The following is a 14434-nucleotide window of genomic DNA, read 5'->3' on the forward strand; positions in this document are numbered from 1 at the left end:
GTTCCTGCGGGCGATGAATCCATTTACGGCATTTTGCATTCGGTATTGAGGCGTGGTGCGGCTTGGCGTCAAGTTGGCAGGGCTATAATCGGCCGATAACCAACATGAGGCGCCAATCCGGTGCCCGGCAACGAGGAGAAACGCATGACCGTCACCCTTTCCCCCTTCAAGGCCTATGTGATCCGCCAGGACGAGAACCGCAAGGTTGCCGCCGCGATGGAAACCCTTGCCGCCGATGCCCTCGATGCCGGCGAGGTTTTAATCAAGGTGGCCTATTCCAGCGTGAACTACAAGGACGCATTGGCCGCGACAGGCGCCGGCAAGATCATCCGCCGCTTCCCCTGCGTTGGCGGCATCGACCTGTCGGGTACGGTGGTGGAAAGCAGCGATCCGCGCTTCAAGGCGGGTGACGAGGTCATTGCGACCAGTTTCGACATCGGCGTGGCCCATCACGGCGGCTACGCGGAATACGCGCGGATCCCGGCCGGCTGGGTCGTGCCGCTGCCGGCCGGCCTGAGCCTCTTTGAGGCGATGGCCCTCGGTACTGCCGGCTTCACGGCCGCGCTGGGCATCGTCCGCATGGAGGACAACGGCCTGCGTCCCGACAGCGGCCCGGTGATTGTCACCGGCGCCAGCGGCGGCGTCGGCGGCCTGGCCATCGACATGCTGGCCGGGCTCGGCTACCACGTCGTCGCGTTGACCGGCAAAGCGCAGGAAGAGGCCTACCTCAAGGACCTCGGCGCCGCCGAGATCCGCCTGCGCGACACCATCGACCCGGCCAAGACGCGGCCCCTCGACGCGGGCCTGTGGGCCGGCGCGGTGGACAACGTGGGCGGTGACATCCTGACCTGGGTGCTGTCCACGATGAAGCAGGCCGGTACGGTGGCGAGCATCGGCAACGCCCAGAGCATCGCCCTCAACGCCACGGTGTTCCCGTTCATCCTGCGCGGGGTCAGCCTGCTCGGCGTGGATTCCGGCTACATCGGCTTCCCGACCCGCAGCACCGTCTGGCAGCGCCTGGCATCCGACCTCAAGCCCCGCCATCTGGCCGGCATGACGCGCACGGTGCCTTTCGGCGACCTGCCCGGCGTTTTCGACGACTTCATCGCCGGCAGGGTCAAGGGGCGCACGGTGATTGCCGTTAATCCTTAAAGATTCATTTTTCCAGCGAGTCCCAGCATGAGCGACGACAGCGAGCAGACCCTGCCAAGGGTCTTGATCATCGACGATTCCCGGATGGTGCGGGCTTCCATCATCCGGCACATACGGGACCGCTTCGAGGTGCGCGAGGAGGCCGACGGTGAAGCCGGCTGGCAGACCCTGATGGTGGACCCGACCATCCAGGCCGTCATCACCGACATCGGCATGCCCAATCTGGACGGCTACGGCCTGCTGGAACGCATCCGCGCCTCGCGCATCTCGCGCATCAACACCTTGCCGGTGGTGGTGATCTCCGGCGACGATGAGCCCGACGTGCGCGTCCGCGCCAAGAGCGCCGGGGCCACCGACTTCATCTCCAAGAGCATCGGCAACGTAGAGCTGCTGGCTCGCCTGGAGGCGCTGACCCAGCTCGCCCGCACCCAGCGGGATCTGGAAGAGAGCAGGGCGGCGCTGGCTAGCGCGAGTCCGGTGGATCCCAGTTCCGGCCTGGCCACGCCGTCCTACCTCCATTACCACGCGGCGCAGGAGCTGTCCCTGGCCCAGCGCCGGCACGCCGATGTGTCGGTGATGGTCATCGAGATCGACCATTTCGACGCGCTGGTGGCCCGTTACGGCGCCCACGTGGCGCAGCTGGTCAACCGCAAGCTGTCGAAGATCCTCGCCACCAAGCTGCGCCAGGAAGACACCGTCGCCGAACTGGCGCCGGCGCGTTTCGCGGTGGTGTCGCCGAGCACCAACATGGACGGGGCTTGTGCCTTCGCCATGCGCCTTCGCGCGGCTTTCGACCACATCGTGATGACCTACCGGGAGGAGCGCATCCGCATCCAGATCACCATCGGTCTGGCCGCGACGACCCCCGGCAAGGTGCAGACCGTCAGCCACCTGATCGGTGTGGCGATGGAGCGCATCGCCAGCGGGCGCGCCGCCGGCGGCAACCGGGTGATCGGCGCCGACGGCGAAGTCACGCCGGACATGGTCGAGCAGCCGACCCGCGCACCGGTCAGCATCGACCAGCTCTTGGTGCGCCTGCGCACTACCGGACTGGACGCCAACCTGCGCAAACAACTTCCTGACGCCATACGGACGCTCTTACCGCTGCTGGAATTGATAGAATCCGAGCTTCCTTCCGGTCTGCCGCTGGCAGCCCTCGCCCGCGCCGCAGAAACCGGATCGAATATGCAACCCAAAAACGAATAAGGGACAGACGCTGCAACAGGCGGACGTACTGCTCCCACAAATTGAAAGTGGTTTGGACTATTCAAGAATAGGGAGAGGATCCGATGGCAACATACAAGGAATTTCACAAGCGCTCGATCGAAGACCGCGATGGCTTCTGGGGCGAACAGGCCGAGCTGGTGCACTGGAACAAGCAGCCCAGCCAGATCTACGATTTTTCCAACCCGCCGTTCGTCAAGTGGTTCGTCGGCGGTGAAACCAACCTCTGCTACAACGCGGTAGACCGCCACGCCGAGACCCATCCGGATCGCAAGGCGCTGGTCTTCATCTCCACCGAGACCGACCAGGAAAAGGTTTACACCTTCGCCGAGCTGCGCACCGAAGTCATGCGCATGGCGGCGATCTACCAGAGCCTCGGCGTCAAGAAGGGCGATCGCGTGCTGATCTACATGCCGATGATCGCCGAAGCCTGCTTCGCGATGCTGGCGTGTGCGCGTATCGGCGCGATCCATTCGGTGGTGTTCGGCGGTTTCGCCTCCCACTCGCTGGCAACCCGTATCGACGACGCCAAGCCGACCGTCATCGTGTCCGCCGACGCCGGCATGCGCGGTGGCCGCCCGGTGCCGTACAAGCACCTGCTCGACGAAGCCATCAGCCTGGCCGAGCACAAGCCCGCCAGCGTGCTGATGGTCAACCGTGGCCTCGACAAGGACATGGCCATCGTCGAAGGCCGTGACGTCGACTACGCCACCCTGCGCGAGCAGCACCTCAATGCCGAGGTGCCGGTCACCTGGCTGGAATCCTCCGAGCCCAGCTACATCCTGTACACCTCCGGCACCACCGGCAAGCCGAAGGGCGTGCAACGCGACACCGGCGGTTACGCCGTGGCGCTGGCCGCGTCCATGAAGCACATCTACTGCGGCAACGCGGGCGAGACCTTCTTCTCCACCTCCGACATCGGCTGGGTGGTTGGTCACAGCTACATCATCTACGGCCCGCTGATCGCCGGCATGGCCACCGTGATGTACGAAGGCACGCCGCTGCGCCCCGACGCCGGCATCTGGTGGAAGATCTGCCAGGATCACGAAGTCACCGTGATGTTCAGCGCGCCGACTGCGATCCGCGTGCTGAAGAAGCAGGACCCGGCCTTCCTCAAGAAGTACGACCTCTCCAAGCTGCGCACCCTGTACTGCGCCGGCGAGCCGATGGACGAAACTTCCCACCAGTGGATGATGGACGAGCTGGGCATCCAGGTCATCGACCACTACTGGCAGACCGAAACCGGCTGGGCGATGCTGTCCCTGATGCCCGGCGTCGAGCACCACGAAGTGCAGCTCGGCTCCCCTGGCTTCCCGGTGTATGGCTACGACGTGCGCCTGTTCCGCGACGACGGTTCCGAATGCGGCCCCAACGAAAAGGGCATCGTCGGTGTCGTGCCGCCGCTGCCGCCCGGCTGCCTGTCCACCGTGTGGGGCGATGACAAGCGTTTCGTGTCCACCTACTTCACGCTGTTCCAGGAACCGCTGGTCTATTCCAGCTTCGACTGGGGCATCAAGGACGACAAGGGCTACTACAAGATCCTCGGCCGTACCGATGACGTGATCAACGTCGCCGGCCACCGCCTGGGCACCCGCGAGATCGAGGAAGCGGTGCAGTCCCATCCCGCCATCGCCGAAGTGGCGGTGGTCGGTGTGGCCGACCAGCTGAAGGGCCAGATGCCGATGGCCTTTGCCGTGGTCAAGGACCCGACCACCATCGACACCCCGGAAAAGGTCGCCGAGCTCGAGAAGGCTGTGATGAAGATCGTCGACGGCAGCCTCGGCGCCATCGCCCGTCCGGCCCGCGTGCACTTCATCTCCGGTCTGCCCAAGACCCGTTCCGGCAAGATGCTGCGCCGCTCCATCCAGGCGCTGGCGGAAGGCCGCGATCCGGGCGACCTGACCACCATCGAGGATCCGTCCACGCTGGAGCAGATCAAGTCGGCACTGGGCGCCAAGTAAGCCTGGGTTGTAGCTGATCCATGGAGCCGACCGGCCATCAGCCGGTCGGCTTTTTTCATTCACGGGAGTTCCATGCGTTTTCCATTCATCGCGCTGTTCGCCGTCGTGCCGCAGTTGGCCGTCGCGGCGCCGAACATCGTCTGCCATACGGAATACGACGGCGCGGCACAGAAGGTTTCGTTCGGTGCTGTCGATACGCCTTACACCGTGGCGCCGCGTCCGATCTACGACGATTTCCAGCTGCGCGTAGTCCTGCGCGACAAGCCCGCCGACCTGGCCGGCGTGCGTATCCAGGTGTTCTGGAATCGTAAGAACGAACCGGTGATGATCCAGGAGGCCCGCTATCCGTGGCCGCTGCGGCCGGTTGGGCGTCGCTATGGTTTTACCGGGCTGCAGCGTATCTACGAACCCTACCGTGACGGAGAGCTGAGCTACTGGTGCGACGTGACGAAGGAGGGCGCGCGATGAAAACGTGGCTCGCATCTGCCGCCATGCTGGCGGGCCTGTGCGGTGGGGCGCAGGGCGTACAGGCGGAAGAACTGCGCCTGCTGTTTGCCGGCGACATCATGCTCGCCGACGGCCCCGGCAAGGCCATTGCGGCGGGGCGCGATCCGCTCGCCGCAGTGGCGCCGTTGCTGGCCGGCGCGGACTACCGCATCGGCAACCTGGAATGCGCGGTGGCGAAGGACGGTGTGCCGATGGCCAACAAGCCCTACGTCTTCCGCGCCGAGCCGGACGTCGTGAAGGTGCTGAAGGGGCGCTTCGACGCGGTGGCGGTGGCCAACAATCACGCCGGCGATTTCGGCAAGGCAGCCTTCGTTGAGACGGTGGATCATGTCACGGCGGCCGGCATCGGCGTGGTCGGCGGTGGCCGCAATCTCGTCGAGGCGCACAAGCCGCTGTGGATCAAGGCCAAGGGGCTGCGCATCGCGATCCTCGCCTACAACGAATTCAAACCGCGCTCCTTCGAGGCCGGCGCCGCCACGCCCGGCATCGCGTGGAGCGAGGACAGCGAGGTGATCTCGGACATCCGCGCGGCGAAGCGGGCCGGTGCCGATCTGGTGATCCCTTTCATGCACTGGGGCTGGGAATACGAGCCGGCGCCCGGCACACGGCAACGCCGGCTTGCGCACAAGATGATCGATGCCGGCGCAGCAGCCGTGGTTGGTGGCCATCCGCATGTCACGCAGGGCGCGGAGATCTACAAGGGGCGGCCGATCATCTACAGTCTCGGCAACTTCGTATTCGACGGCTTCGATTTCCCGGAAGCCCAGACCGGCTGGCTGCTGCAGTTCAGTGTCGACCGGAGCGGCGTGCGGCGCTGGCATACGGTGGAGGCGCACATGGACGGCGACGGCCTGCCCACGCTGGCGCCCGACGCGCTGACCCCCTGCGGTGCACGGGGCGACCACCACGTGCGCCAGTGCCGCAGCGGCGCAGAGCTTGCCGAAAAACCTTAAACCAGCCCGTCGAATAGCTGGACGTGGACCGCGTCGCCCGCAGCGACGTCGCCCTGGTTCTCGTCCAGTACGATGAAGCAGTTGGCCTCCGACATGGAGCGCAGAATGCCCGAGCCCTGCTTGCCGGCCGGGCGGACCTTCCACTCGCCGGCCTCCTCGAACAGGCGCCCGCGCAGAAACTCCCGGCGGTTGGCGAGCTTGCGGATTGGCTCACTGCAGATCACGCGGGTCAGCGGGCGCTCGGGCAAGGGATCGAGGCCCGCGATCTTCAGCAGCGCATCGACGACGAACTGGTAGTAGGTGACCAGCACCGCCACCGGGTTGCCCGGCAAGCCGAACATCCACGTGTCGCCGATGCGCCCGAAGGCCATGGGGCGGCCGGGCTTGATGTCGATCTTCCAGAAGCTCACCTCGCCGAGGCGCTGCATCAGCGCGCGGATGAAGTCCGCCTCGCCGACCGACACGCCGCCGGTGGTCAGCACCACGTCGGCACAGGCGGCGGCGTTGCGGAAGGCGGTTTCGAGGGCCTCCGGCTGGTCCGGGACGACCCCCATGTCCACGATGTCGCAACCCAGCTTGGCGAGGGCGCCGTACAGCGTGTAGCGGTTGGAGTCATAGACTTCGCCCGGCGCCAGCGGCCGGCCGATGCTGGCCAGCTCGTCGCCGGTGGAAAAGAAGGCCACCCGCAGGCGCCGATGGACGCTGACCTCGGCCAGCCCGAGGGACGCCACCAGCCCCAGCTCGGCCGGGCCGATGAGCTTGCCGCGGGGCAGGGCGACGGCGCCTTCGGCCAGATCTTCGCCGGCCCTCCGTACGTTCTGGCCACGGCGGATGCCGGGCGGTACGACGATCATGCTGCCGTCCCTGCGCGCCACTTCCTGCACGACGATGGTGTCGGCGCCGGCGGGCATCACCCCGCCGGTCATGATGCGCACCGCCTGTCCGGGGCCGACCAGGCCGGAAAAACCACGCCCAGCCAGCGCGGTGCCGACCACCTGCAGCGTCACGTCACCATTGGCCTGCAGATCGTCGGCGCGTACCGCGTAGCCGTCCATCGCCGAGTTGTCGTGGGCCGGCACATTGCACGGCGCCACCACGTCTTCGGCGAGGATGCGCCCGAGGGCGGCACGGATCGCCACGCGCTCCCAGCCGGCCAGCGGCCCGACGCGACCGAGGATGATCCGCCGTGCTTCGGCGGCACTGATCGATTTGCGGCTGTCGGCGCCGCTGCAGCCTGCATCCATGTCCATCATGCGTCTCCTGCTGGGCGAAGCAGATTTAATAGCACATCGGGTGGCTGCCTGACCATGAGGCGTCGCGCAGGGATTTTTTAATATGAAAAAGATCTTTCGTGGCACGACCCAAACGTTTTTTCAGACGACAAGAAAACTGGGCGGCACCGCTGGAAGAACCTGTCATATGACAAAACGCCCCGGCGCTGCCGCCAGCTCGGTTTTTTGCATCACAAAATCTGCGGCCAGCGTGAAAAAACCATTGTTCCGCGTCGCTGGAGGATTCCGCGGCTCGAATGACGGTTTATGTCATATGAAAACTCTAATAGGGTCCGAGCCTAGAACGCCTTCAGCTTGTATGGTTGGCCGATCAGGGCAATGTGATGTGAATCCTCAGAGCTCGAGCCGGCGCTCGCTCATCCACTTGACGATGGCCGGATCGCGGTGGGAGAAGAAGCTGCTGGTGCCGGTCTCGAGCCCGGCCATGTGCGCCATATCCTCATCCGACAACGCGAAGTCGAAGACCGCGAGGTTCTCCTCCATGCGTGCCCGACGTACCGATTTCGCCAGCGCAACGATGCCTCGCTGAACCAGCCATCTCAGCACCACCTGGCCGACCGTCTTGCCATGGCGTTCGGCCATCGCCACGAGCTGCTCGTTCTGGAACAGATTGTTGCGCCCTTCCGCGAAAGGCGCCCAGGCCTCGGGCTGAACCCCCAGGCTGCGTATGAAGTCCACGCTTTCGACCTGCTGGTGGAAGGGATTGACCTCGATCTGGTTGACCGCCGGCGTGATCTCGTTAAACGCCTGGATGTCCATCAGCCGGTCGGGCTGGAAGTTGCTGAGCCCGATCGCGCGCAACTTCCCGGCGCGATAGGCCTCTTCCATCGCCCGCCAGGCCCCGTGGACATCCGAATACGGCTGATGGATGAGGTACAGGTCCAGATAGTCCAGCCCCAGGCGACGCAGCGATTTGTCGATGGCCACGCGGGTGCGCTCGTAGCCCGCATCCTCGACCCACAGCTTGCTGGTGACGAAAAGCTGGTCTCGCGGCACGCCGCACTGCTTGAGGCCCTGCCCGACAGCCTCCTCGTTGCGATAGGACGCAGCCGTATCGATCAGGCGGTAGCCAGCCTGCACGGCATCGACGACGCAGCGCTCGCATTCGGATTCGTCGGCGATCTGGAAGACGCCGTAGCCGAGGATCGGCATACGCACGCCGTTGTTGAGGGTTACTTCTTGCATGCTTGTCTCCTTGGGTTGTGCGCGCTCAGGTGCCGAGGGCGTCGCCGCGATCGGGACCGGGGGCTCGGTTAGGGATGTCAGCGACCCGCACGTGCCGCCAGGTGTGCGGGGTAGCGCTCGCCCTGCACCGTGATGCCGTCCAGAGCGTGCTCAATCTGCAGTAGATCGTGCGCTTCAAGTTCGAGGGCAGCCGCACCGAGGTTCTCTTCCAGCCGCTGCGGCTTGGTGGTGCCGGGGATCGGCACAATCCAGGGTTTCTGCGCCAGCAGCCAGGCCAGAGCGATCTGGGCAGGCGTGGCGCCCCGCGCCGTCGCGATGCGCTTGAGCGCGTCGACCAACGCCTGGTTGGCGTGCCGCGCTTCAGTCGAGAAGCGCGGCACGATGTTGCGGAAGTCGTTCTGGGCGAAGGACGTGTTCTGGTCAATGGCGCCGGTCAGGAAACCCTTGCCCAGCGGACTGAACGGCACGAAGCCGATGCCCAGCTCTTCGAGCAGCGGCAATACCTCGCGCTCGGGCTCGCGCCACCACAGCGAATATTCGCTCTGCAGGGCCGCCACCGGCTGCACGGCGTGGGCGCGACGGATCGAATCCGCACCCGCTTCGGATAGACCGAAGTGCCGGACCTTGCCCTCGGCGATCAGGTCCTTTACGGCGCCGGCAACGTCTTCAATCGGCACCTGCGGATCGACGCGGTGCTGATAGAGCAGATCGATGTGGTCGGTGCGCAGGCGCTGCAGCGAAGCCTCGACGACCGCACGGATGCGCTCGGGGCGGCTGTCCATGCCCTGCGTGGCGTCGCCGTCCTTGAAGCCGAACTTGGTGGCGATAACGACCTGATTGCGTACCGGTGCCAGCGCTTCGCCGACCATCTCTTCGTTCAAGGCGCCGTAGGCTTCGGCTGTGTCGAAGAAGGTGACGCCCTGTTCGAACGCCCGGCGGATCATCTGGACGCCGGCCGCGCGGTCGAGGCCTGGACCATAGCCGAAGCTCAGTCCCATGCAGCCGAAGCCAAGGGCGGAGACGGTCAGGCCGCTGGTTCCCAATTCACGTGTGTTCATGATTGCTTTCCCGGAGATATGCGGACGAGGGTTCAGGCTTGCGGCGCATCCGGCGCCAGGGGGCCGAACTTGTACGAGGCGGTCACACCGCCGTCGATGAGGAAGTCGCTGCCGGTGATGAAGCTGCCGTCCGGCCCCATCAGCAGTGCGGCGAGTTGCCCGATTTCGTCGGGGGTTCCCGCGCGACCGACCGGACACCCCTCGATCATTCGCCGGTAGCCGGCGCCGCGCGGGCCGCTGAGTTCATCGTTGGCGAGCGGCGTGATGACGATGCCGGGGCTGATGGTGTTGACGCGCGCACCGCGTTGGCCCCACTTCACCGCCTCGGCCATCACGCGCAGCGCGTTGCCGCGCTTGGAAAGCTGGTAGGCGTGCAGCGTGTCCCGCACGGCGCCGGGCTGTACGAAATCGAGCTGGAGCAACGCCTCCACCGGCGTTAGCGCCAGCGCCCGGTCTTGTTCGGGCGTCAGTGCCGGCAAGCGATGGCCGGACTGCGACGAGATGACGACGCCGGCGCCGCCAGGCGCGATCACCTCTCCGAACAACTCCAGCACCAGTGCCGTTCCGTACAGATCGACCCGGAGAATCGTCTCGATCGAGGCTTGCGACGGCGAGACACCTGCAGCCTGGATCACGCCGGACACTGGGCCGAGCTTGCGAGCCTTTTCAACCAGAGCCTGCACCGAGGCCCGTGACGCGATATCGACCTCCGTTGCACTGGCCTCGAAGCCGGAGTCATGAAATGAGCTGGCCGCCTCGGCCGCTTGCTGTTCCTGAAGGCTGGCGAGCAGCACGCGCTTGCCCGCACCAATTCGCCGGGCGATGGCTTGGCCGATCTGGCCGGCGCCGACAACGACGATGACGTCTTTCATTTCAAACTCCTTGGATCAGTGGTCAGTCATGTACGACTGGAGAGGATCAGCACCAGCAAAAGCCGCCGATGGGTTTGGCTTGCGGAGAGGGAGGTGCTTGCCGTGTTCATGGTATGTAACTCTAGGTCGCGGAGTTGCAATCCACTAGCGCATTCAGGCTTGCTCCAGTAGCAAGTTAAGGTTGATACTCAAAGTTGTCGAAGAGAACTGGCGCCCGAGGAAATACGCATGCCGATCAACGAGTTCCGTGCCATCGCCACCTTTGCCAAGGCCGTTGAGCTGGGCAGCATCCGCCGCGCTGCCATCGCACAGGAGGTCACGCCGCAGGCGGCCAGTCAGGCGATTGCCCAGCTCGAACGGCACCTCGGGGTTCGGCTCTTGCACCGGACCACGCGCGGTCTGGCGCTGACGGAAGAGGGGCAGCACTTCCTTGAGAACACCCAGCCAGCACTGGCGGCGCTGGATCGTGCCCTGCGGCTGGTGCGCGAGGCAAAGGATGAAATCGCCGGCCCCCTGCGTATCGTTGGCCCCCGCTCTTCGTTTGCGCCCATCCTGATGCCGCTGCTCGATGAGTTCTGCCGTACCTATCCCGACATCCAGCCTGACGTGCAGCTCGACGATGGAATTGGCAACTGGGTCCTGGATCGCGTGGATGTGGGCTTTCGCATCGGGGCCTCGCCCGAGGAAGGCGTGATTGGCCGTCAGCTTTTCCCGGTGCAGATGATCGTATGCGGTGCGCCCGACTATTTCGAGCGTCACGGGGTTCCGGCCACGGTGGACGATTTGGCATCGCATCGCTGCAGCGTCTTTCGTCATCCCGCCACCGGCAAGGTATCGCCGTGGTACCTGACCATCGACGGCAAGCTTGAGCATCGATCGATCTCGCCCGCGCTGGCGACCAACGACACCGAGCTGGAGATCCAGGCCGTGCTGGCGGGTCAGGTGATCGGACAATTGGCGGCGTTCTCTGTCGCCGGGCATCTGCGCGCGGGTCGGCTGGTGCCAGTGCTGCTACCGCATATCAGCGCGCACATCGGCGTGCACTTGTACTACGGTAGCCGTGCGGCACAGCCCAAGCGGGTCCGGGCCTTCATTGACCTCGTGTTGGCGCGATTGCAGGACTGCAAGGAATACGTGATGAACGACCGTGAGCTGAGCGCCGCCGCGCAAGCTTGGGCTGGGGCGCCAGCTTCACGATGATGAGGGGAGAGGGGGGAGTGACAGGCCGTGGCGGCGGGGCAAGCCCGCCGTCTGGCGACAGATGAGTTACAGCGCGTTCTTCAGGATGCGGGTCAGGACATCGCGCGTGTAGAGCTCGGTAAGGCCGAACCACTTCGCATTGCCAAGCGCGTTCTCGATGATTGAGGGCAGGTCCGCTTCGGTGATGCTCAATTGCGACAGGCGCGTCGGCGTGCCGATCTTGTCGAACCACTTCTCGAGTGCGGCGATGCCCTGTGCGGCGGTTTCGACACCGAAGATCTGCTTGGCGAAACGTTCGAATTGAATCGGGTTGCGATCGTGATACCACTTCATCCACGCCGGGATCACGACTGACAGCCCCGCGCCGTGCGGCACATTGAACAGCGCCGAAAGGGAGTGCTCGATCATGTGGTTGGGGTAGCTGAAACCTGCCGTGCCGGCATAGATCAGGCCGTTGAGCGCCTGCGTCGAGGCCCAGGCGAACTCGGCGCGCGCCGTGTAATCGGCCGGATTGGCCAGCAAGGTCTCGGTGGTCTCGATCACTGTGCTGATGATCGCCTCCACCATCCGCGAGTGCAGACGCGGCTGTAGCGTAGCGGTGAAGTAGCCTTCGATCGAGTGCGCGATGATGTCGGCTGCGGAATAGACCAGGTAGTCGCGCGACACGGTCTGCATCAGGGCCGGATTGACGATCGATACTTTGGGGAAGGTGAGCACCGAGCCGATGGCGAACTTTTCCTTCGTCTCTTCGTTGGTCACCACGGCACCGTTGTTCATCTCGCTGCCGGTGGCGGCGAGCGTCAGGATGTCGAAGACCGGCAACGCGGCCTGGATGGACGCCTTGCCGATGAAGAGATCCCACACGTCACCGTCGTAGAGCGTGCCGGCGGCAATCGCCTTGGAGCTGTCCAGCACCGAGCCGCCACCGACGGCCAGGATCGCCTCGACCTTGTGGGTCCGCGACAGCACAACCGCTTCGCGCACCTTCGAGATCACCGGGTTGCTGACAATCCCGCCACATTCGATGAAGCTCACACCATGGGCATCCAGGCTCTTGCTGACGGTGGCGAACAGGCCGTCACGCTTGATGCGGTCGCTGCCATAGGTCAGCAGCACCTTCTTGATACCGTGCTCGGCCAGATACCGGCCAATCTGCTGTTCCTTGTCGGTCCCAAATTCAATCCGGGTCGGGTTGAAGAAAGTGAAGTTGTCCATTCGAATCTCCTGGAGGGTGAGGCGGGAAAGTGATGGGCCACACTTTAGGGGCTGAACGAACATCAAACTAGACAGCTAAAGATTGAATGATTTACAACTAACAGATGTAAATCGTGGGGCGGCCCTGCACATGTCGATCAACGAACTACGCTCGATTACCACCTTCATCCGTACCGCCGAACTGGGCAGCCTGAGCAAAGCAGCAGCGGACCAAGAGATTTCCCCGCAGGCCGCCAGCAAGGCGCTGGGGCAGCTTGAACAATATCTGGGCGTACGCCTGTTTCACCGGACAACACGGAACATGTCGTTGACCGAGGAAGGCCAGCGCTTCCTGGAGGCGGCCCAGCCTTCCCTACAGGGATTGCAGCAAGCCCTGCTGTCGGTGCGGCAGACGCGGGAAGACGTTGCCGGGCCGCTGCGAATCACCGGGCCCCGTACCGTGCTTCAATCTGTGATTGGTCCGGTACTGGACGAGTACATCCGACTCTATCCCGAAGTGCGGCCCGATCTGCAGTTCGACGACCGCATCGGCAATTGGGTCGAGGAGCGCGTGGACGTCGGTTTCCGCCTTGGGCACGCCCCGCAGGAGGGGCTGATTGCCCGGCGACTGTTCCCGATGCAGTTGATCATCTGCGCCGCGCCGAGCTACATCCGCAAATATGGCGCACCGCGGACACTCTACGATCTCGCGACGCATCGCTGCAGCGCCTTCCGCCGGGCCAGTGACGGGCGCGTGGTGCCCTGGATGGTCAAGCTGGGCGAGCGCATCCAGGATCACCCCATCAACCCGGTCTTTGGAACCAATGATGAGGCCTTTGAACTACGGACCGTGCTGGCGGGTGAGGTGATCGGGCAACTGGCCGCGCCCAGCGCCGCGGCACACATCCGCGCCGGCCGGCTGATCCCCTTGCTGACTGAACATGTGGCGGACCACTACAGTCTCTACGTCTACTACGGTAGTCGGGCTGCCGTGCCAACCCGCGTCAGGCTTTTCATCGATATGACCGTCGACCGACTGGCGGACAGTACCGAGTTCGTCTTGAGCGTCGACGAGCTTACGAAACAGGCGCAAAACGTGGTTAGTGATCCAGACTGAGGTTTGGATTCACCTGGTCGATGCAACGGTTTGGTGAACCCGCTGCTCCAGCCTTGCCGCGCCGCGCATTGACATCACGATGCGGCGGCGTATTCTCAAAAGACACGCGGCCCATTTCGGGTGGGCCATGGCGGGAGATAGAGTCCGGCGGATGTTCGGGGCACTCCACGGAGTGATCCTTCGGCCCAGCAGTGGTCGCACCGGCCGGTTCGCGATCCATCTGGAGGAGGAATCGTTCGATGTGGAAATCCCTGCATATTGATCCCAAGAAGTGCACCGGCTGCCTGCAGTGTGAAATGGCATGTTCGGTGGAGCACACCGGGGTCATCAATCCTTCCAAGTCGCGCATCAAGGTCTTCAGTTTCGAGACCGAGGGGCGCAAGGTTCCCTACACCTGCACCCAATGCACCGAGGCCTGGTGCATGAACGCCTGTCCGGTGGATGCGATCCGCCTCGATGCGGCGACGGGCGCCAAGCAGGTCTTCGACGACGTTTGCGTCGGCTGCAAGGTGTGCACCATTGCCTGTCCCTTCGGCACCGTCAATTACAACCAGGACACCGGCAAGGTCCAGAAGTGCGACCTGTGCGGCGGCGATCCGGCCTGTGCGGCGGCCTGTCCGACCGCGGCGATCACCTATGTGGACGCCGACTGGACCGGCTTCGACCGCATGCGGGCGTGGGCGGCCAAGGCCAACACGGCCGTTACGGAATAGGGAGGC

At 64.5% G+C, this 14434-nt stretch carries 13 protein-coding genes; 8 read left to right on the plus strand and 5 right to left on the minus strand.

The features are described 5' to 3' along the window. Positions 1-144: 144 nt before the first annotated feature. The 5 genes from AC3QL2_RS21525 (at position 145) to AC3QL2_RS21545 (ending at position 5797) form a co-directional block, all read left to right on the plus strand. Positions 145-1152 (plus strand): oxidoreductase, encoded by a 1008-nt coding sequence (locus AC3QL2_RS21525; RefSeq protein ID WP_493232363.1) that lies wholly within the window; start codon positions 145-147, stop codon positions 1150-1152. A 27-nt stretch (positions 1153-1179) separates the two neighbouring features. Further along, on the plus strand, positions 1180-2358 hold the full coding sequence (locus tag AC3QL2_RS21530; protein WP_493232364.1) for a GGDEF domain-containing response regulator: 1179 nt from the start codon (positions 1180-1182) through the stop codon (positions 2356-2358). A gap of 83 nt (positions 2359-2441) precedes the next feature. Next, positions 2442-4337 (plus strand): propionate--CoA ligase, encoded by a 1896-nt coding sequence (locus AC3QL2_RS21535; protein ID WP_493232365.1) that lies wholly within the window; start codon positions 2442-2444, stop codon positions 4335-4337. A gap of 72 nt (positions 4338-4409) precedes the next feature. Beyond that, positions 4410-4805: a hypothetical protein gene (locus AC3QL2_RS21540; RefSeq protein ID WP_493232366.1), complete on the plus strand. Its 396-nt coding sequence runs from the start codon at positions 4410-4412 to the stop codon at positions 4803-4805. Further along, complete coding sequence (locus tag AC3QL2_RS21545; protein WP_493232367.1) at positions 4802-5797, plus strand: CapA family protein; 996 nt, start codon at positions 4802-4804, stop codon at positions 5795-5797. Before AC3QL2_RS21540 ends, AC3QL2_RS21545 begins: the two co-directional genes overlap by 4 nt. Here AC3QL2_RS21545 and moeA read toward each other — a convergent pair. The 4 genes from moeA to AC3QL2_RS21565 form a co-directional block, all read right to left on the minus strand. Then, positions 5794-7041 carry a molybdopterin molybdotransferase MoeA gene (gene moeA, locus AC3QL2_RS21550; protein ID WP_493232723.1) on the minus strand — a complete coding sequence of 416 codons (1248 nt, stop codon included), beginning with the start codon at positions 7039-7041 and terminating at the stop codon, positions 5794-5796. The genes AC3QL2_RS21545 and moeA overlap by 4 nt on opposite strands. 381 nt (positions 7042-7422) lie before the next feature. Beyond that, positions 7423-8274, minus strand: a complete 852-nt coding sequence (locus AC3QL2_RS21555) for an aldo/keto reductase (RefSeq protein ID WP_493232368.1) — start codon at positions 8272-8274, stop codon at positions 7423-7425. Positions 8275-8351: 77 nt separating this feature from the next. Continuing rightward, positions 8352-9332 carry an aldo/keto reductase gene (locus AC3QL2_RS21560; RefSeq protein ID WP_493232369.1) on the minus strand — a complete coding sequence of 327 codons (981 nt, stop codon included), beginning with the start codon at positions 9330-9332 and terminating at the stop codon, positions 8352-8354. Between the two features lie 32 nt (positions 9333-9364). Then, positions 9365-10204, minus strand: coding sequence for an SDR family oxidoreductase (locus AC3QL2_RS21565; RefSeq protein ID WP_493232370.1), 840 nt, complete (start codon positions 10202-10204; stop codon positions 9365-9367). Positions 10205-10432: 228 nt separating this feature from the next. On the opposite strand from AC3QL2_RS21565, the gene AC3QL2_RS21570 reads away from it, so the two are divergent. Further along, positions 10433-11404, plus strand: a complete 972-nt coding sequence (locus AC3QL2_RS21570) for a LysR family transcriptional regulator (protein ID WP_493232371.1) — start codon at positions 10433-10435, stop codon at positions 11402-11404. Between the two features lie 66 nt (positions 11405-11470). Here AC3QL2_RS21570 and AC3QL2_RS21575 read toward each other — a convergent pair whose 3' ends face one another. Then, on the minus strand, positions 11471-12619 hold the full coding sequence (locus AC3QL2_RS21575) for an iron-containing alcohol dehydrogenase (protein WP_493232372.1): 1149 nt from the start codon (positions 12617-12619) through the stop codon (positions 11471-11473). Between the two features lie 130 nt (positions 12620-12749). Here AC3QL2_RS21575 and AC3QL2_RS21580 point away from each other — a divergent pair, with 130 nt between their 5' ends. After that, the gene (locus AC3QL2_RS21580; RefSeq protein WP_493232373.1) at positions 12750-13715 is read left to right on the plus strand and encodes a LysR family transcriptional regulator; all 966 of its coding nucleotides are present in this window, start codon (positions 12750-12752) and stop codon (positions 13713-13715) included. Between the two features lie 239 nt (positions 13716-13954). Next, positions 13955-14428, plus strand: a complete 474-nt coding sequence (locus AC3QL2_RS21585) for a 4Fe-4S dicluster domain-containing protein (protein WP_481118344.1) — start codon at positions 13955-13957, stop codon at positions 14426-14428. The last annotated feature ends 6 nt before the right edge of the window (positions 14429-14434 follow it).

Source organism: Zoogloea sp. GW822-FHT05C07 (assembly GCF_058800215.1).